This is a genomic window from Streptosporangium roseum DSM 43021 (assembly GCF_000024865.1).
Lineage (GTDB): Bacteria > Actinomycetota > Actinomycetes > Streptosporangiales > Streptosporangiaceae > Streptosporangium > Streptosporangium roseum.
The window spans coordinates 5,958,602-5,977,670 of record NC_013595.1 but is presented as its reverse complement, the minus strand read 5'-3'; the positions used below and the strand labels follow the sequence as shown (position 1 = coordinate 5,977,670).

The window sequence follows — 19,069 nt, the reverse complement described above, 5'->3', positions numbered from 1 at the left end:
CCCTGCCCGTATGCGTGGTCCGGAAGGGGCGGCCCCGGAGGAATCGGCTGGCCAAAAAAGCGCCAAACGTCAATATATGTGAGCTTCTGTGGGTTGATGTAGGGGATTACGTGGATTGGGGCGAGTGTGACCGTTTTTGCTCTCTGCGCACCGGGGGGTGTCCCGCCAGACGGTCGCACTGTCCCGTGTCCGCCGATCCACCGACAAGACTCGGAGTCGAAACCCCATGGCAGAAAACAAGGTGGTCCTGGAGCCGGCAGCCCAGCAGTTCGCCGACGCCAACTCCAAGGAACCGTTCATCTACCAGCTCCCGCCGGAGCAGGGGCGCCGGATCCTGGAGGATCTCCAGTCCGACAAGAGCGTTCCCAAGCCCGACGTCACCGAAGAGTGGATCGAGGTCGAGGGCGGGCCCACGGGCACCGTGCCGGTGCGCGTCGTCAGACCGGCCGGTGCGACGGGCACACTGCCGGTGATCTTCTACATCCACGGGGCCGGCTGGGTCTTCGGCAGCGCCAACACCCACGACCGCCTGGTGCGCGAGCTGGCGGCCGGTTCGGACGCGGCGGTGGTGTTCCCCGAATACGACCGTTCGCCCGAGGCCAGGTATCCGACCGCGATCGAGCAGAACTACGCCGCCGCCCAGTGGGTGACGCGGCACGGGGCGGAGAAGGGCCTGGACGCCTCACGGATGGCGGTGGCCGGTGACTCGGTCGGCGGCAACATGGCGGCGGTCCTGACCCTGATGGCCAAGGAGCGCGGTGACGTGAACCTGGTCTACCAGGTGCTGTTCTACCCGGTCACCGACGCCGACTTCGACACCGGGTCCTACCGGCAGTTCGCCACGGGGTACTTCCTCAACCGCGACGGCATGAAGTGGTTCTGGGACCAGTACACCACCGATCCCGGACAGCGCGCGGAGATCTACGCCTCGCCGCTGCGCGCGACCGTCGACCAGCTCAAGGGGCTGCCGCCGGCGCTGGTCCTCAACGGCCAGGCCGACGTGCTGCGCGATGAGGGGGAGGCCTACGCCGCCAAGCTCCGCGAGGCCGGGGTCGAGGTCACCGCCGTACGGCTGGCGGGCATGATCCACGACTTCGCCATGATCGACCTGCTGCGCGACACCAACGCCAACAGGGCCGCCATGGAGCTGGCCACCACCGCTCTGCACAAGGCCCTGCACGCCTGACCGGCACCGGCACACGGCGGAGACGAAAGACGGAGGAGGGGCGCGGCCGGCGGGCCGCGCCCCTCCTCGTCACGCCGTGACGCCGCGGGGCGGGGTCACGTGCCGCCGCGCGGTCAGCAGCTCAGGTTGTCGCCCGGAGCGACCCCGAGGATCTGCGTGAACCTCTGGTAGGCGTTGATCCGGCTCTGGACCTGCCGGGGGTTGCCGCCGTCGCACTCCAGACGGCCGTTGATGCTGCGGATCGTCTCACCGAAGCCCGCGCCGTTGACGATGGCGTTGTGCGGGGTCATCGTGCCGGGACCGTTCTGGGTCATCCAGTACCAGATGCCGGTCATCCAGGCCACCGAGGCTTCGGTCTGCACCAGGTTCGGGTTGTTGAGCAGGTCGATGCCGAGCGCGTCGCCGGCCGTCTTGTAGTTGAAGTTCCAGCTCAGCTGGATCGGCCCGCGGCCGTAGTAGGACGACAGGCCCGCCGGGCAGCCGTACGGCTGGGCGGGGTCGCAGTAGTGGGAGTAGTTCGCGGTGTTCACCTCGACGATGTGGACCAGGCCGCCGGTCTCGTGGTTGATGTTGGCCAGGAAGGCCGCGGCCTCCTGCCGCTTGACGGTGTCGGTGCCCGTGTTGGAGAACGCCGGGTAGGCGCTCAGGGCCGTGACCAGGCCGTTGTAGGTGTAGAAGGGGTTCCGGTTCGGGAACATCGCGTTGAACTGCGCCTCGGTGACGACGAAGTTGCCCTCGCTCGCCTCGCAGGCACCCTGGTCCGTCCAGATACCGGAGGGGCCGCCCGGGACGTTGTTCCGGGTCCACCACTTCGCCCGCCAGTTGTGGCCGTTGTGGGAGGCGACCAGGCCGCCGGCGTACCCCTTCGCGGCGTTCCACTCGCTCGCGCAGATCGGGGCGGCGGTGGAGGAGGCGGCCGAGGCGGAGGACGCCGGGAGAGTGGCCGCCAGCACGCCCGCGACCGCTATGGCGGAGAGGGACGTCATAATGCGGTTTCTCAACATCTGCTCACTCCTTCGTGCGGTGGGAACCGCACATGAATCGACAATGGACCGGCCCCTGGGCGGACGGTGACACCGCGAGCGGGCACGCCATTGGAGAGCGCCGTCGCGGGATTGATGACAATCAATCGGAAATTGATTTCTCGCGTCAATAGACAGGCCGGAAAGTTCCGCATAGTGCGCACGGCCGGCCTGCGGCGGAGGGAGGGCGGACATCGGGAGTGGTCGACGACCGGAGTGCCATTGACGAAACGTGTCGGCAGTTATAAAACGATGACGTTCTCGCAGCTCGTCTGTTCGGTCTTCCGCCGTTTTCGCGGAAGTCGCCGCGAACCGCCCGGCCACCGTGGGGAGTGTTTTTTCCGGACATCCGGGTCCGGGGTCACTGGTGAGGTCCTAAAAGCGCCAGTCCTCCGGCCGCGGCGGCTGCTGGACTGGGCGGGTGCCTACAGCCACCACCTCCACCGCCGCCCCCGCCATGCCGACACGATCACCTCTGATCGGCTGGCTGGCCGTCATATCGGTGATGATGGGGATCTTCTCGATCGTCACCGCCGAGATCCTGCCGATCGGCCTGCTGACGTCCATCGGGTCCAGTTTCGACGTCTCCGACGGCGCCGCGGGCCTGATGATGACGATGCCCGGCATCCTGGCCGCGATCGCCGCCCCGGTGGTCACCGTCGCGACCGGACGCCTCGACCGGCGCCTGATGCTGTGCGCCCTGATGCTCCTGCTGGCCATCGCGGACTTCCTCGCGGCCGCCGCACCGTCCTACTGGGTCATGGTGATTTCCCGGATCCTGGTCGGGCTGGTCATCGGCGGTTTCTGGTCGATCGGCGCCGGCCTCGCCGTACGGCTGGTGCGGCCGGAGCGGGTCGGCACGGCGACGGCGGTGATCTTCTCCGCCGTCCCCCTGGGATCCGTGTTCGGCGTGCCCGCGGGCACGCTCATCGGGCATCTCGCGGGCTGGCGCGAGGCCTTCGTCATCATGGGTGTGATGACGCTGGGGGTGTTCATCGCGCTGATCGTGCTGCTGCCGCCGCTGCCCGCCGTCCAGGCGACCCGGTTGAAGGTCCTCGGTGACCTGTTCCGCAGCACCGGTGTCCGCATCGGACTCGTCCTGACATTTCTCATAGTGACAGCTCATTTCGGGACCTACACCTACGTGACCCCTTTCCTGCAGCAGGTCACCCAGGTCAGCCCCGGTCTGATCACCACGTTCCTGCTCGTGTACGGCGTCGCCGGAATCGTCGGCAACTTCATCGCGGGCGCGACGGTGACCCGCAACCTGCGGACCACGTTCATCGCCGCCGGCTGCATGCTCGCCGGCGCGACCCTGCTCCTTCCGGTCCTCGGCAGGGGACACGCCGGGGCGATCGTGCTGCTCATCGTGTGGGGGCTGGCCTACGGCGCCGTGCCGGTCTGCTCGCAGACCTGGTTCGCCACCTCGGCCCCTCACGCGACGGAGGCGGCCTCCATCCTCTTCACCTCCTCCTTCCAGGCCACCATCGCCATCGGTGCCCTGCTCGGAGGTGTCGTGGTGGACGCCGCCTCCCCGTCGGCCGTCATGGTGCTCGGTGGCGCGGTCGCGATCCTCATGGTGCTGACGGCCGCCGCCGCCCGAGCCGTACCCGGAGCGGCGTCGGCGCGTCCGGACGCGAGGTAGGCGAGGGCCCGCGGGCGCGGCGTCCGTATGCCCCGGATTCGCGCGCCGCAGTCCGGCTCAGGTAGTGTTACCGGCCCCTGCGGCAAACGTATCGAGGAGGTGGGACCCATTACCGCTGTACCAGGTCGGGTGCTCCCATCTCACGACCGTGCGGTCCATCCGGCATAGGTGACCGCGGGAGCGCCCACAGGCATCCCGAAAGGTTCTCATGTCGGTCTCCCCGTCACCTCTCCCTCGATCCGCCGCCTCCCCCGAGGCCCTGTCCCGATCCCTCGTCGTCACCGCGCTCCGGGCCGCTGGCTGTGTCTTCGCCGAGGACGAGGCGCAGTTGCTCATCTCCACGGCACAGACCCCGGCCGACCTCGCCGCCATGGTGGACCGGCGGGTCGCGGGCCTGCCTCTCGAACACGTCCTCGGCTGGGCGGAGTTCTGCGGCCTGCGGATAACCGTCGACCCCGGGGTCTTCGTCCCCCGCCGCCGCACCGAGTTCCTCGCCCACCAGGCCGTCGCCGTCGCCCGCCAGGCCGCCGATCAGGCCGATCGGGCCGGCCGCGTCCGGCCGCGGACCGTCGTCGTCGACCTGTGCTGCGGCTCGGGCGCGGTGGGCGCCACGCTGATCGCGGCCCTGGACGGGGTCGAGCTGCACGCCGTCGACATAGACCCCGCCGAGGTGCGGTGCGCCCACCGCAACGTCGCCGCCGCCGGTGGCCAGGTGTACGAAGGCGACCTCTACGAGCCGCTCCCCGCCACGCTGCGGGGCCGCGTCGACGTCCTGGTCGCCTGCGCGCCCTACGTACCCACCGAGGCGATCGGCCTGCTGCCCCCGGAGGCCCGCATACACGAGCCGCGGGTGGCGCTGGACGGTGGCGCGGACGGGCTTGACGTCGTACGGCGAGTGATCGCCGAGGCGCCGCTGTGGCTGGCGCCGGACGGCTCCCTGCTGGTCGAGACGAGCGAGCGCCAGGCGCCGCGGACCGTCGAGGCCGTCGCCCGCGCCGGACTGATCCCGCGGGTGGCCGGTTCCGACGAGCTGAACGCCACCGTCGTCATCGGCACCAGGCCCGCTCTCCCGCGTGGACCGGGCGGCTGATCCGTCCTCCGGAGGGTCGTGCACCGGCCGCGGAAGTGGAAGGGACGGCGCCGGGCACTTCTTCGCCATGGAGGAGCCCGGCGTGTCCGCCGAGGGCGTCCGGCGGTTCTTCCGGAACCCGGTGTGAGGGCGAGGGTTCCGGAAGAACCGCCGGACCGGGGAGATCCTCGGTCAGGCGCCGAAGGCCGCGGCGTTCTCCCGCACCCACTGCGCGAAGGTCCGGGCCGGCCTGCCGGTGACCTCCTCCACGGTGGGCAGCACGGTGTAGCCGGCCTCCGGCGGATCGGTCCGCATGGCCAGGAAGAATTCGACGTCCTCGTCGGAGTAGCCCGTCTGCCGCCACTCCGCGACGATCTCATCCTTGGTGAGCTCGACATAGCGTACGTCGCGGCCGAGGACGTCGCTGATCGTGCGGACCTTCTCCGGCGGGGTCAGCGCCTCCGGCCCGGTCAGCCAGTACTCCTGACCGGCGTGGCCGTCGGCGGTCAGCGCGGTCGCGGCGACCGAGGCGATGTCCGCCTCGTGGATCATCGCGCTCCTGGCGCCGGCGAACGCCTCGCGGACAACGCCTTCGGTCCGTACGGACTCCGCCCACTCCAGGGCGTTGGACATGAACTCCACCGGTGACAGGTGGGTCCACTCCAGGCCGCCGGCCTCGATGGCCTTCTCCAGCGGGCTCTTCGTCACCTCCCCCTTGAGCACCGTCACCTTGCGCACGCCGGCCTTCCTCGCCAGGTCCACGATCTCCGGACCGTTGGTCAGCGGCGAGAAGTCCGCCCCGTCGAAGCTGATCAGGTGCGCGGCGCCGACGCCGGAGAAGGCCGCGGACAGGCTCGCGGTATCGGCCAGATTGCCGGCGACCACCTCGGCACCCGCGGGGAGGTTCGCCTTCGCCGGGTTGCGGGTGAGGGCGCGGACCCGGTGTCCGGCGGCCAGCAGCTGTTCGACGAGGGGACGGCCGACGTTGCCGGTAGCGCCCGTCACAAGAATGATCATGAAAGCTCCTTCCGTTGTGATACGGACGCTAGAAGCATTCGCGGCCGGTTCCCGTCCGCGATCGATCCGAGCGCCTCTGGACATGTCACCGGGGGCCAGGCGTGACCGTCGCTCTGAACCGCCACGAGGTGCGTCACGACCCGGAGTCTGCCGGTCCCGGGGGCGGCGCTCCAGCGGGAGCGCCCGTTCCACGCCGGCGCCGTCAGTCCTCGTCGTGCTCGGTCGCGGAACGGACCGTGGCGGCAGGTTTCCCGGAGGTGCAGGTCAGGCTGATGGCGGCCTTGCGGTCGTCCGACTCGAAGACCACGGAGGCGGTGGAGGCGGGGCCGCGCTCGACCTCGTCGACGCCGTACCCGGGGGCGGGGCTCCAGGACAGCAGGAGGACCTGGCCGGAGTCGCAGGCGGCGGTCACCGACCCCTCGGCGTAGGAGAAGTTGCCGGTCTCCGCGGATGGTCCGGCCGAGGCGGGGGGCGCGATGGCCGGTCCCGCGGGGGTGGTGGTCAGGGCCCGCTCGACCTCGTCCAGCGTCATGGAGCGGACGGCCTGCCCGGTGATGTCGGTGCCGATCAGGGACACCGCCCAGGTGCCGGTGGCCGTGGTGAGGACGGCGGCCGCGATCCAGCCGCCCAGGCCCAGGAGCGCACGCCGGCGCATCGATCGACCACCCTTCGGTGTCCTTTACGATTCATGGGGGAAGTTTCTACCTCTGCCAGCATTATTATCCAGTTCAAGAGAGGCCGGCGCGTTGCCGTGGCCCAGCTGCTTCTCGTCGAGGACGACGCCCAGGTGCGATCCGCGCTGACCCGCGCGCTCACCGAACGCGGTCACGCCGTCATCTCGGCCGCCGCGGGCATGCCGGGGCTCACCCGGGCGCTGGAGGACCGGCCTGACCTGGTCGTGCTCGATCTGGGCCTGCCCGACCTCGACGGCTGCGAGGTGCTGCGCATGCTGCGGGCCGTCAGCGCCGTCCCGGTCATCGTGGCGACCGCGCGCGACGACGAGCCTGAGATCGTCCGGGCGCTGGACGCCGGGGCCGATGACTACGTCGTCAAGCCGTTCAGCGCGGCCCACCTGGACGCCCGGATCCGGGCCGTGCTGCGCCGCGGCCGGGACGCCGACGAAGGGACGGCGCCGGTGCGGGTCGGCGGGCTGCTCATCGAGCAGGCGGGCAGGGAGGCGTTCCTCGACGGCGTCCGTCTCGATCTGACGCCCAAGGAGTTCGACCTGCTGCACTATCTCGCGGCCCGCCCCGGCCAGGTCGTCTCCAAGCGGGAGCTGCTCACCGAGGTGTGGCGGATGGCGTACGGCGGTGCGGACAAGACCGTCGACGTGCACCTGTCCTGGCTGCGCCGCAAGCTCGGCGAGAGCGCCCAGGCCCCCCGCTACCTGCAGACCGTCCACGGCGTCGGCGTGAAGATCGTCGACCCGGGAGCATGAGGGCCGCCGGATGAGGCGACGCCTGGCCCTGCTCGCGGTGGCGACCACCTCGCTGGTCCTGGTCGCCTTCCTCGTGCCGCTCGCCGTACTGGTGAGCACGCTGGCCGCCGAGCGGGCCACGGCCGCCGCCACCACCTGGGCGCAGTCGGTGGCCACCGCGGCGGCCCTGGGCGACCAGGACACCCTCGACGCCACCGTACGGCAGGCCAACGGCTCCGGCGGCACACCGATCACGGTCTTCCTGTCCGGCCACGAGTTCCTCGGCGTGCCGGCGCCCCGCGGTCCCGGCGTCGAGCTGGCCGCGCGCGGGCGCAGCGTCACCGTCGAGACCCCGGCCGGCCGGGAGATCCTGGTGGCCGTCCAGGGCGGGGAGCGCGGCACCATGGTCGTCCGCGCGTTCGTCGGCACCGAGCGGCTCCGGGAGGGGGTCGGGCGGGCGTGGTCCGTGCTGGGCCTGATCGGGCTGGCGTTGCTCGCGGTCGGGATCGTCGTCGCCGACCGGCTCGCCCGCTCGCTGATCCAGCCGGTCGGGCAGGTCGCGGGGGTCTCCCGCCGGCTGGCCCGCGGCGATCTGGACGCGAGGGTGGAGCCGGCGGGCCCGCCGGAGATCCGCGAGGTCGGCGCCGCCCTCAACCATCTGGCCGCCCGCATCCGCGAGCTGCTCACCCGCGAGCGGGAGGCGGTCGCCGATCTCTCCCACCGGCTGCGCACGCCGGTCACGGCGCTGCGGCTGGAGGCCGAGACCCTGCGGGACAAGGACGAGGCGGCCCGGATGGGAGAGGCCGTCGACAGCGTCGAGCGCATGGTCAGCCAGGTCATCCGGGAGGCGCGCCGGTTCGATCGGGGAGGCGCGCCGAGCTGCGACGCCGCCCAGGTGGTCGGCGACCGCGTCGCCTTCTGGTCGGCGCTGGCGGAGGACCAGGACCGGCCGCTCCGCCTCGGCCTGGCCGACGGCCCGATCACCGTGGGGGTGAGCGGCCCGGAGCTGGCGGCCTGCGTCGACCTGCTGCTGGAGAACGTGTTCGCCCACACCCCCGACGGGACCTCGTTCACCGTCGAGCTGACGGTGCGGCCGGGCGGCGGCGCCCTGCTGGTGATCGCCGACGAGGGGTCCGGCTTCGCCCTCCCGGACCCGGTCGGCCGCGGGGCGAGCGGCGGGTCCTCCACCGGCCTCGGCCTCGACATCGCACGCCGTACCGCGGAGGCCTCGGGCGGGCGGCTGCGGGCCGGCGCGTCGCCCTCGGGGGGAGCCGAGGTCGCCCTCGAACTCGGCCCCGGCCTGACTTAGCGATTCCTTAGGAACCTCGCAGCATCTCGCTATCGCCCGGGCGGGCACTCTCAGAGAGTCATCGCGAATCCCCCGGAATCGCGGCTTTCCCCGGACAACGGAGTACCCCTGATGCGCAAGCCAGTGATCATCTTTACCGGAATCGCCCTCGCCGCGCTCACGGTCGGCGGCGGCGTCGCCTTCGCCGACCGGGACGCGACCGGTCCGGCTCTCTCCTCGCCCGCCGGTACGGCCACCCCCGGTACGACCACCCCCGCCCCGGACACCGACGACGGCGCGGACGTCACGCGCAAGCCCGCCGTACTGGCGGAGCAGGCCCAGCAGACCGCGCTCGCCCGGGTGAGCGGCGGATGGGTCACCTCCTCCGACCTGGAGACCGAGGGCGGCACCATCTCGTGGCAGATCGAGGTCGCCGACGGCGCGGGAGCCGAACGGGAGATCGTCGTCGACGCCACCAGCGGCAAGATCCTCTCAGAGGCCACCGACACCGACGACGGCCGGGAGAACGACGAGCAGGACGACGACTGACCGGCCGCCACCCGTCCCCGGCATATCCGGGTGCCCTCGCCGTACGGCATGACGGTGTCCCGCACGGCGGAGGCCCCGGCGGATGACCAAGGCCGGCGGAGTCCGGGCCGGAGGACCTCTGCCGCAGCCGGACATCGGTCACCAGGGCGATCCTGCGGCGCGGGTCATGCCCGGTCGCGGTCGTCCCCGCCGTGGGGCAGGGCCCGCAGCGGGCCGGGGCGCCGCCCCCGGCGCGGAGGACGCCGGGGGCTGATCGCGCCACTGGCGCCGGGGCCGGGCGGAGGGCGGGTCATGACGGGACGGCCTGCCGCCCGCGGAGACCGGCCCCTCCCACGGTGAGGACGTCTCCGTGCCTCGGCGCCGGTCGTGGGAGAGTGCCGGCGCCGAGGTGCGGTTCAGCGGGTCGGCTCCCACCCGCGCCGCGGTTTCCGGGAGCCGGGCTGGTCGTCGCGGCTGCGGTAGACGATGTAGGGCCGGGTGAGGTAGCCGACGGGGGCGGTGAGCATGTGCACCAGCCGGGTGAAGGGCCAGATCGCGAACAGCAGCAGGGCGCTGAGCGCGTGGAGCTGGAACAGCGGCGGGGCACCGGCCATCAGCCCGGCCTCGGGCTGGAGCAGGAAGATCGACCGGAACCAAGGGGAGATGGTGGTGCGGTAGTCGTAACCGCCGCCGACGATGTTGGCCGCGACCGTGGCGGCCAGGCCGAGCACGATGACCAGGGAGAGGACGGCGTACATGAGTTTGTCGTTGCGGGTGGTGGCGGTGAACACCGGGCCGACGGTGCGGCGGCGGTAGATCAGGATCGCCAGACCGCCCAGGGTCGCCACGCCCGCGAGGGTGCCGAGCACGACGGCGGAGATGTGGTAGACCTCCTCGGTCACACCGGCCGCCTCGGTCCAGCTCTTGGGGATCACCAGGCCGCCGATGTGACCGAGCAGCACGACCAGGATGCCGAAGTGGAACAGCGGACTGCCGATACGCAGCAGCCGGGACTCGTACATCTGCGACGAGCGGGTGGTCCAGCCGAACTTGTCGTAGCGGTAGCGCCACACGTGACCCAGCACGAACACGGTGATGGCCAGATAGGGCGCCACCACCCACAGCACCACATCGAGGGCGTTCACCGGTGTCCTTCCATGACGGCGAAGGGTTCGAGCCCGACCTCCTCGGCCGGCGGCCCCTGGGCCGCCAGCCGCAGCGCGGCCTCCTGATCTCGCAGACTGGCCGCGGGGAGCGTGGCCAGCACCGCGATCACGACGTCGGCGTACGGCGACCCCTCCGCCTCCAGGGCCTTGCGCAGCAGCTCCAGGCCGGCCCGGTTCTCCAGCAGCAGACGCCTGGCCTGCTTGACGGCCCCGCGCGCCAGCAGCTCGCACACCACCGGCAGGTGGTCGGGCAGCTCGCCGTCGGTGAGCTCGAAGCCCGCCGCGCGGAAGGCGTGTTTGAACCGCACCAGGGCGGCGCCGCGTTTGCGGGTGTCACCGTGGGCGTAGTAGGTGAGATACAGGCAGCAGCGCCGCTTGAGGTCGAACGTCGCCACGTAGTGGGCGGCCAGGTCGCTCTGCGCCGTGGCGCCGAGATGGTCGAGGAAGGCGGTCAGCCGGGTGCGCACCTCGCCTCCGGGAAGCGCGGCCACCGCCTCGGCCAGGGTCCGCCGCCCGCCGTACAGCGCGTCGTCGGGGTAGCTGAGCAGCACCGACGCCACCAGATGGGCGCTGCGCAGCTCGTTTTCACTGAGGGTTGTCATGGTTCCTTCCTGCCGTTCCTGTCCGGGAAGAGACCGTCGGGCGTCCCCTTGCCGTCCCAGTTGAGGAGATTGACCCGGTTCTGCCGGTCCTCGGGGTCGACCAGGGCGCCGCTGGTCTGCCGGTCCCTCAGCGCGTGGAAGTTCTCCACCGCGACCGGGACGGGCACGCCGGAGGCCTCGCCGAACGGGCCGCCCATGCCGGGGCCGCCCTCGTAGTCGAGGCTGCAGCCGCTCGCCGACTCCTCCAGGCGCGCGCCCTGCTCGGCGTGCGCCTTGGGGATGACGTAGCGCTCGCCGTAGGCGGCGATGGCCAGCAGCCGGTACATCTCCTCGACCCGTTCACCGGTCATGCCGACCGCCGTGGCGATCGACTCGTCCCGCTCCCGCCCGAGGTTGATCCGCCGCATGTAGGAACGCATCGCCGCGAGCCTGCGCAGGACACCGCGTACCGGCTCGGGATCTCCGGCGGTGAACAGCTCGGCCAGGTAGCCGATCGGGATGCGCAGCGCGTCGATCGCGCCGAAGAGGTTGTCCGCGTCCTCGCCGTCGTGCCCGGTACCGCTCAGCACGTCGATGACCGGTGACAGCGGCGGGATGTACCAGACCATGGGCATGGTGCGGTACTCCGGGTGCAGCGGCAGCGCGACCTCGAAATCGGAGATCAGCTTGTGGACGGGGGAGCGCCGCGCGGCGTCCAGCCAGTCCTCGGGGATGCCCTCCGCCCGGGCCGCGGCGATCACCTCGGGGTCGTGCGGGTCCAGCAGCACGCTCCGCTGCGCCGCGTAGAGGTCCTTCTCGTCGGGAGTGGACGCGGCCTCGGCGACCCGGTCGGCGTCGTAGAGGATCAGCCCGATGTAGCGCAGCCGGCCCACGCATGTCTCCGAGCAGACGGTGGGGATGCCCACCTCGACCCGCGGATAGCAGAAGGTGCACTTCTCGGCCTTGCCGGTCTTGTGGTTGAAGTAGACCTTCTTGTACGGGCAGCCGGTCACGCACATCCGCCAGCCGCGGCAGCGGTCCTGGTCGACCAGGACGATGCCGTCCTCGGCACGCTTGTACATCGCCCCCGACGGGCAGGAGGCCACGCACGAGGGGTTGAGGCAGTGCTCGCAGATGCGCGGCAGGTAGAACATGAAGGCCTGCTCGAACTCCAGCCTCACCTGGTCCGACAGCTTGCGCAGCACCGGGTCGGCGGGAGCCAGCTCCGGCCCGCCGGCCAGGTTGTCGTCCCAGTTCGCACTCCAGCTGATCTTGGTGTTCTCGCCGGTGATGAGCGACTTGGGCCGGGCGACCGGGGTGTCCTCCTGCATGGGGGCGGAGAACAGCCTGTCGTAGTCGTAGGTCCAGGGCTCGTAGTAGTCCTGGATCGAGGGCATGAGCGGGTTGGCGAAGATCGACGACAGCTTGCGCAGCCGCCCGCCGGCCCTGAGCCGGAGCCGGCCGCGGCGGTTCAACTCCCACCCGCCCTTCCATTTCTCCTGGTCCTGGTAGGTGCGGGGGTAGCCCTGCCCGGGGCGGGTCTCGACGTTGTTGAACCAGACGTACTCGGTGCCCGCCCGGTTGGTCCAGGCCTGCTTGCAGGTGACGGAGCAGGTGTGGCAGCCGATGCACTTGTCCAGGTTCATCACCATGGCGAGTTGGGCCATGACTTTGGTCATTGGTTGTTCACCTATCCTCGTTCGCCTGGCGGACGGCTCTGTTCCCCGGCCCGCCACTCCGTTCACCGCGTCGGATGCGCCCGCGCATCAGTAGTCGACCTCCTGGGAGCGGCGGCGGATCACGGTGATCTCGTCGCGCTGGTTACCGGTCGGCCCGAGATAGTTGAAGGCGAACGACAGCTGGGCGTAGCCGCCGATGAGATGGGTGGGTTTGATCATCAGGCGGGTGAGGGAGTTGTGGATGCCGCCGCGCCTGCCGGAGGCCTCGCTCCTGGGCACGTCCACGACCCGTTCCTGGGCGTGGTACATGTACACGGTCCCGGTGGGCATGCGGTGCGAGACGATCGCACGGGCGACCACGACGCCGTTGCGGTTGAGCGCCTCGACCCAGTCGTTGTCGCGGATCCCCGCCCGGGTGGCGTCGGCGGGGCTCATCCAGATGGTCGGCCCGCCCCGCGACAGGGTCAGCATCAGCAGGTTGTCCTGGTATTCGGAGTGGATGGACCATTTGGAGTGCGGGGTGAGGTAGCGCACGGTGATGCCCTCCTCACCGCCCTCGCCGATGCCCGGCTCGCCGAACAGCACGGTCATGTTCAGCGGGGGCCGGTAGATCGGCAGCGCCTCGCCGGCCTCGTGCATCCAGTCGTGGTCCAGGAAGAAGTGCTGGCGCCCGGTGAGGGTGTGCCAGGGCTTGCGGTGCTCGACGTTGATGGTGAAGGCCGAGTAGCGGCGCCCGCCGGTCTCGCTGCCCGACCATTCCGGCGAGGTGGTCACCGGGACCGGCCGGGCCTGGGTGTCGGCGAAGGTGATCTTCTTGTGCTCGTCGGCGAGGCCGTCGAAGCCGGTGCCGGTACGGCGGGCCAGCGTGGCGAACCCCTGGGCGGCCAGATGCCCGTTGGTCGTACCCGAGAGCGCGAGGATGGCCTCGCACATGTCGGTGTCGCGGGCCAGGGACGGCCGGCCGTCGGCCACCCCGCCGTGGACGGTCCCGTTCATGGCCCGCAGCCGGTCCATCTCACCCGCGACCTCGTACGTGATGCCCTTGGTCGTGGCGCCGAGCCGGTCCGACAGCGGGCCGAGCGAGGCCATCTTCTCCGCGACGGCGCCGTAGTCCCGCTCGACCGTCACGATCTTGGGGAAGTTCCGGCCGGGCACGGGCACCTCGCCGGTCCGCCGCCAGTCCCGCACCTGACCGTGCGGGGTGGACAGCTCGTCGGCCGTGTCGTGCAGCAGCGGCACCGCGACCACGTCCTGGCGCACCCCCAGCCGGGGGCCGGCCAGCGCGCTGAACGTCTTGGCGATCGCCTGGAAGGCGGCGAAGTCGGTGCGGGTCTGCCAGGGCGGGTCGATCGCCGGGGAGAAGGCGTGCACGAACGGGTGCATGTCGGTGGAGGACAGGTCGTGCTTCTCGTACCAGGTCGCGGCCGGCAGCACGATGTCGGAGAACAGCGTCGTGGACGTCATCCGGAAGTCCAGCGACAGCAGCAGGTCGAGCTTGCCCTGCGGCGCCTCCTCGTGCCACCGGACGTCGTCAGGCCGCTGCTCGGGTGCGGCCTCCTCGGCCCGCACGGAGGAGTCGGTGCCGAGCAGGTGGCGCAGGAAGTACTCGTTGCCCTTGGCCGAGGAGCCCAGCAGGTTGGCTCGCCACACGGTCAGCACCCGAGGCCAGTTGCCCGGGGCGTCGGGGTCCTCGCAGGCGAAGCCGAGCTTCCCCGAGTGGGCCTGTTCCGCGACGTACGCACCGGCCTCCCGGCCGGCCGCGGCCGCCTCCCCTGCCAGGTCGAGGGAGTTGCGGTCGAAGGTCGGGTAGGACGGCATCCAGCCCAGCCGGGCCGACTGCGACAGCAGGTCCGCGGTCGCCTTCCCGGTGAACGCGCCGCCGCCGAGCGGGGAGGAGACGGTGTCGGCGCTGTAGGTGTCGTAGCGCCACTGGTCGGTGTGGAGGTACCAGTAGGCGGTGCCGATCATCTGCCGGGGCGGGCGCGCCCAGTCCAGCCCGAACGCCATCTGCGCCCAGCCGGTGATCGGCCGGCACTTCTCCTGGCCGACGTAGTGCGCCCAGCCGCCGCCGTTGACGCCCTGGCAGCCGGTCAGCGTGGTGAGCGCCAGGAAGGAGCGGTAGATCGTGTCGGAGTGGAACCAGTGGTTGGTCCCCGCCCCCATGATGATCATGGAACGGCCGCCGGACTCCTCGGCGGTCCTGGCGAACTCGCGGGCGATCTTCACCGCCTTCGCCGCCGGCACGCCGGTGATCGCCTCCTGCCAGGCCGGGGTGTACGGCGCGGCCGCGTCCTCGTAGGAACTCGGCAACGTCCCCGGCGTCCCGGGCCGGCCGACGCCGTACTGGGCCAGCATGAGGTCGAAGACCGTCGTGACGAGGCGGCCCGCGATCCGCCGGGCGGGAACGCCGCGCCGCAGCACCCCGTCGCCCTGCGGCTGGTCGAACCTGGGCAGCGCGACCGTCACGCTCTCCACCCCGCCGGTCCCGTCGAGGGTGAGGAGCGGATCCACCTGGCCGAGGTCCAGGTTCCAGCGGCCCTCGCCCTCGGCGGAGTAGCGGAAGCCGAGCGAGCCGTTGGGCACGGCCGGCTCACCGGTCACCCGGTCGATCAGCACCGTCTTGAAGGCCGCCTCCGCCCCGTCCTCCCCGAGATCGGCCGCGGTCAGGAACTTGGCGGGCACGTGGACGCCGTCGCGCTCGGTCAGCGTCACCAGGAACGGCAGGTCGCTGTGGCGCTTGACGTAGTCGGTGAAGTACGGCACCTGCCGGTCGACGAAGAACTCCTTGAGGATCACGTGGCCCATCGCCATGGCCAGCGCGCCGTCGGTACCCGGATGCGGGGCGAGCCACTCGTCGGCGAACTTGGTCGCGTCGCTGTAGTCGGGGGAGACCACGACGACCTTCTGGCCGCGGTAGCGGGCCTCGGTCATGTAGTGCGCGTCCGGGGTCCTGGTGACCGGGACGTTGGAGCCCCACAGCATCAGGTAGGCGGCGTCCCACCAGTCGGCCGACTCCGGCACGTCGGTCTGGTCGCCGAAGACCTGCGGGGAGGCGACGGGCAGGTCGGCGTACCAGTCGTAGAACGACAGCATGGTCCCGCCGATCAGCGACACGAACCGGGCGCCCGAAGCGTGGGAGACCATCGACATGGCCGGGATGGGGGAGAAGCCGGCGACCCGGTCGGGGCCGTGGGCCTCGATGGTGTGCACGTGCGCGGCGGCGATCATCTCGGTCGCCTCGTCCCAGGTGATCCGGACCAGCCCGCCCTTGCCGCGCGCCGACTGGTAGCGGCGGCGGCGCTCCGGATCGGAGGTGACCTCGGCCCAGGCCTCCACCGGGTCGCCCAGCCGCGCCCTGGCCTCCCGGTACATCTCCACCAGCACCCCGCGCGCGTAGGGGTAGCGGATCCGGGTGGGGGAGTAGGTGTACCAGGAGAAGGCGGCGCCCCGGGGGCAGCCGCGCGGTTCGTACTCGGGACGGTCCGGGCCCACGCTCGGGTAGTCGGTCTGCTGGGACTCCCAGGTGATGATCCCGTCCTTGACGTAGACCTTCCAGGAGCACGAACCGGTGCAGTTCACCCCGTGGGTGGAGCGCACCACCTTGTCGTGGCTCCAGCGGTCCCGGTAGAAGGCGTCGCCCTGACGTCCACCGATCTGGTGCAGCGTCCGCAGATCCTCGGAGACCTTACCGGGACGAAGGTGGCGGCCCAGCCGGAGCAGAGCGTCGTCGATCGGCCCATCCATGCCGGCCATATGTACCCCTCTTTTCGTTTTCATGGACCGGACTGCTCTCCGCCGCCGGCGTCAAGGCCGCTCGCCTGCCTGCAGGACGAACCAGCAGTAGACGAGGGCGGCCGAGGCGACCACCGCCAGCAGCATCAGCCCGATGGCGTAGGAGCCGGTGGCCTGGTAGATCAGCCCCATCACGATCGGCGGCAGGAACCCGCCGAGACCGCCGGCCGCGCCGACCACGCCGGTCGCGCTGCCCACCATCCGGGCGGGCACCACCCGCCCCAGCAGCGCGAACACCGCGCCGTTGCCCAGCCCCAGCGCGGCGGCCATGGTCAGGAAACCCGCCGTCGCCAGCGGCATCGCCGGAGCGAAGGCCACGATGATCGCGCACACGGACACGGCCGCCAGCGCCCCGCCCAGCACCGGCCGGCTCCCCACCCGGTCGGCCAGCCAGCCGCCGACGGGACGGGTCAGCGTGGCCAGCAGCACGAACCCCGCGGCCCGGGCCGCCGCGTCGGCGGTGGTCAGCCCGTAGGCGGCCTTGAGATACAGCGGCAGGTAGACGCCGAAGGCGACGAATCCGCCGAAGGTCAGGGCGTACATCGCCGCCAGTTCCAGGGTGATCCGCAGCCGCGCCGCGGCGAGGAACCGGGTGAGGAACGGCTCGGTGGCCGCCTGGGTCCCCGGGGCGTCGCGGCCCACGGCCAGGAAGGCCAGGCCGACGAGGACCAGGGCGGCGGCGACCACGAAGAACGGGGTCTTGTGCCCGAACTCGACCGCCAGCCAGGGGGTGGCGAAGCCGGAGACCGCGGTGCCGACGTTGCCCATGCCGAAGACGCCCAGCGCCAGGCCGCGGCGCTCCGGCGGGAACCATCCGTTCACGTACGGCACGCCGATGGCGAAGGTCGCCCCGGTCATGCCCAGCAGCAGTCCGCCGGCCAGCAGCGTCGGATAGCTCTCGGCGAAGGCGAGGAACACCACGGGAACCACGCCGAGCAGGCTCGCCACCGCGAACACCCTCCGCCCGCCGTAGCGGTCGGTCAGGCCGCCGAGCACGATCCGGCCCAGCGATCCGACGATGACCGGTACGGCGACCAGGACCGACACCGCCAGCGGGCTCAGTCCGAGGAAGTCCTTGTAGGTGGGACCGAGCGGGCTGAGGAGGGCCCAGGCCCAGAAGTTCACCGCGAAGGCGGTCGTCGCGAGCACGAGGGCGGCTGTCCGGCCGCCCCTGGTCGCTTCCGGTTCGGCCTGTCGGACGGTCGTCATCGTGCCAATCCCTCCGGGGACAGACGTTGCGTGAGGTGTTTGGTGAGGCCCTCTTACCCTTCTGTGACGACGTATGTGGATATCAGAGTCTTTAGTCCCATCGCCTATGGCCAAAGGCCCGAACCGGAGGGCGACCGGCTGCGCGGGCGTGCCGTGGCGCCTGCCTGGCGAGCCGGGAGGGACCCGGCGACGGGGGAGCGGGAGGTCCCCAAACCCGTCACGCGGTGACCGGAGGTCCGCCGGGAGGGCTTTCGCCGGGGTCGCCTCGGTGCCGTCTCACGGTGTGCTGAAACCATGGGATGTGCCGGAGCCATGGAAGGGGAGACGTCATGATCCTTGTGGGAGTCGACGGTTCACCGGCCGCGCTTGAGGCCGTGAGCTGGGCCGTACAGGAGGCAGCGCTACGCGGGGCCGGGCTGCGCGTCGTGCACGTCATGCCGGCCTGGCCGCTGGAGATGTCCGAGGACGCCCCGTACGCCGACGTGGGGCGCTGGATGCGCGACGGGGCCGCCTCCATGCTGACGGAGGCGGTGGAGCGGGCCCGTGAAGCGGACGCTCGTGTCAGGGTGGAGTCGCAGCTGCTCCCGGGCGACCCCCGGCTCGTCCTGATCGAGGCGGCGAAGGACGCCGACCTCCTGGTGGTCGGCAGTCACGGGCTGGGCGGGTTCTCCGGCATGCTGCTGGGATCGGTCGCGCTGGGCGTGGCCGGACACACCTCCTGCCCGGTCGCCGTCGTGCGGACGGTGCCCGCACAGGCACGCGGCGAGGTGGTCGTCGGGGTCGACGGCTCTCCGGCCGGTGGGACCGCCGTCGGATTCGCCTTCGCCGAGGCGTCCCTGCGCGGCGCCGCCCTGCGGGCGGTTCACGCGTGGAACCGGCCCGTCATCGGGGGCGGCCCGTTCGCCCTGGCGTCCGCCGAGGAGATGGCCGAAGGGGAGCGGCGCCTGCTGGCCGAGGTGCTGGCGGGCTGGGCCGGGCGTCATCCGGATGTCAAGGTCATCGAGCAGGTGGAGCACGGGCACCCGGTGGAGCTCCTGAGAAGCGCCTCGGAACACGCGGACCTGCTGGTCGTGGGGTCACGTGGCCGTGGCGGCCTCGCCGGGCTCCTGCTGGGCTCGGTGAGCCACGCGCTGCTGCACCACGCCGCCTGCCCACTGGTCGTGGCGTCCGGCACGCCGGCATAGGAGCCCTCCGCCTCCCGAACGTGCCTTGGCCGCCGGTCGGCGACACGGTCCCGTTCCCGGAAGCGCCGAGCTGGGTTCCGCCTCTCGGCAGACCTCGTCGGGGTCCCGGTGGCATCGGCGAAATCTTCAGCGGATACGCAGGCCGGAGCTTCCTCCCCGATCGGGGCGGCGGGCGGGTCACGTCGTCGCGTCACCCGCCCGCCGCCTGTTTTGGTGCGCGTACGCGACGGCGTCCTCGTCATCCCACTGCGACATCAGCCCGTCCTTCCGATGCGGCACTTGATCG

15 protein-coding genes are annotated in these 19,069 nt (G+C 71.3%); 7 read left to right on the top strand and 8 right to left on the bottom strand.

Annotated features, from left to right (window positions below; all coding sequences use genetic code 11):
* Nucleotides 1–226: 226 nt before the first annotated feature.
* On the top strand, nucleotides 227–1,186 hold the full coding sequence (locus tag SROS_RS26265; RefSeq protein WP_012891947.1) for an alpha/beta hydrolase: 960 nt from the start codon (nucleotides 227–229) through the stop codon (nucleotides 1,184–1,186).
* Between the two features lie 113 nt (nucleotides 1,187–1,299).
* On the opposite strand, the gene SROS_RS26260 is transcribed toward SROS_RS26265, so the two are convergent.
* Nucleotides 1,300–2,172 carry a glycoside hydrolase family 19 protein gene (locus tag SROS_RS26260; protein WP_245564279.1) on the bottom strand — a complete coding sequence of 291 codons (873 nt, stop codon included), beginning with the start codon at nucleotides 2,170–2,172 and terminating at the stop codon, nucleotides 1,300–1,302.
* A 457-nt stretch (nucleotides 2,173–2,629) separates the two neighbouring features.
* Between SROS_RS26260 and SROS_RS26255 the strand changes: the two genes are divergently transcribed.
* Both SROS_RS26255 and SROS_RS26250 read left to right on the top strand, forming a co-directional pair.
* A complete protein-coding gene (locus SROS_RS26255; protein ID WP_012891945.1) occupies nucleotides 2,630–3,853 on the top strand; it encodes an MFS transporter in 1,224 nt (407 codons plus the stop codon).
* A 208-nt stretch (nucleotides 3,854–4,061) separates the two neighbouring features.
* A complete protein-coding gene (locus SROS_RS26250; RefSeq protein WP_012891944.1) occupies nucleotides 4,062–4,943 on the top strand; it encodes a putative protein N(5)-glutamine methyltransferase in 882 nt (293 codons plus the stop codon).
* A gap of 171 nt (nucleotides 4,944–5,114) precedes the next feature.
* Here SROS_RS26250 and SROS_RS26245 read toward each other — a convergent pair whose 3' ends face one another.
* Nucleotides 5,115–5,939, bottom strand: coding sequence for an NmrA family NAD(P)-binding protein (locus SROS_RS26245; protein ID WP_012891943.1), 825 nt, complete (start codon nucleotides 5,937–5,939; stop codon nucleotides 5,115–5,117).
* Between the two features lie 202 nt (nucleotides 5,940–6,141).
* Nucleotides 6,142–6,594 carry a hypothetical protein gene (locus SROS_RS26240; protein ID WP_012891942.1) on the bottom strand — a complete coding sequence of 151 codons (453 nt, stop codon included), beginning with the start codon at nucleotides 6,592–6,594 and terminating at the stop codon, nucleotides 6,142–6,144.
* Between the two features lie 96 nt (nucleotides 6,595–6,690).
* Here SROS_RS26240 and SROS_RS26235 point away from each other — a divergent pair, with 96 nt between their 5' ends.
* From SROS_RS26235 to SROS_RS26225, 3 genes are all read left to right on the top strand, one after another.
* Entirely contained in the window at nucleotides 6,691–7,377 is a 687-nt protein-coding gene (locus SROS_RS26235) for a response regulator transcription factor (protein ID WP_012891941.1), read from the top strand.
* Nucleotides 7,378–7,387: 10 nt separating this feature from the next.
* Nucleotides 7,388–8,665 carry a HAMP domain-containing sensor histidine kinase gene (locus tag SROS_RS26230; protein WP_012891940.1) on the top strand — a complete coding sequence of 426 codons (1,278 nt, stop codon included), beginning with the start codon at nucleotides 7,388–7,390 and terminating at the stop codon, nucleotides 8,663–8,665.
* Nucleotides 8,666–8,776: 111 nt separating this feature from the next.
* On the top strand, nucleotides 8,777–9,193 hold the full coding sequence (locus tag SROS_RS26225) for a PepSY domain-containing protein (protein ID WP_012891939.1): 417 nt from the start codon (nucleotides 8,777–8,779) through the stop codon (nucleotides 9,191–9,193).
* A 395-nt stretch (nucleotides 9,194–9,588) separates the two neighbouring features.
* On the opposite strand, the gene narI is transcribed toward SROS_RS26225, so the two are convergent.
* From narI to SROS_RS26200, 5 genes are all read right to left on the bottom strand, one after another.
* Nucleotides 9,589–10,317 (bottom strand): respiratory nitrate reductase subunit gamma, encoded by a 729-nt coding sequence (gene narI / locus SROS_RS26220; RefSeq protein ID WP_012891938.1) that lies wholly within the window; start codon nucleotides 10,315–10,317, stop codon nucleotides 9,589–9,591.
* Nucleotides 10,314–10,940, bottom strand: coding sequence for a nitrate reductase molybdenum cofactor assembly chaperone (gene narJ, locus SROS_RS26215; RefSeq protein ID WP_012891937.1), 627 nt, complete (start codon nucleotides 10,938–10,940; stop codon nucleotides 10,314–10,316). The genes narI and narJ overlap by 4 nt, the downstream gene beginning before the upstream one ends.
* Nucleotides 10,937–12,598 carry a nitrate reductase subunit beta gene (narH, locus tag SROS_RS26210; protein WP_012891936.1) on the bottom strand — a complete coding sequence of 554 codons (1,662 nt, stop codon included), beginning with the start codon at nucleotides 12,596–12,598 and terminating at the stop codon, nucleotides 10,937–10,939. The genes narJ and narH overlap by 4 nt, the downstream gene beginning before the upstream one ends.
* 87 nt (nucleotides 12,599–12,685) lie before the next feature.
* Nucleotides 12,686–16,351, bottom strand: a complete 3,666-nt coding sequence (locus SROS_RS26205; RefSeq protein WP_012891935.1) for a nitrate reductase subunit alpha — start codon at nucleotides 16,349–16,351, stop codon at nucleotides 12,686–12,688.
* A gap of 51 nt (nucleotides 16,352–16,402) precedes the next feature.
* Nucleotides 16,403–17,599 (bottom strand): MFS transporter, encoded by a 1,197-nt coding sequence (locus tag SROS_RS26200; protein ID WP_012891934.1) that lies wholly within the window; start codon nucleotides 17,597–17,599, stop codon nucleotides 16,403–16,405.
* 329 nt (nucleotides 17,600–17,928) lie between these two features.
* Here SROS_RS26200 and SROS_RS26195 point away from each other — a divergent pair, with 329 nt between their 5' ends.
* Nucleotides 17,929–18,783, top strand: coding sequence for a universal stress protein (locus SROS_RS26195; protein ID WP_012891933.1), 855 nt, complete (start codon nucleotides 17,929–17,931; stop codon nucleotides 18,781–18,783).
* Nucleotides 18,784–19,069: the final 286 nt, after the last annotated feature.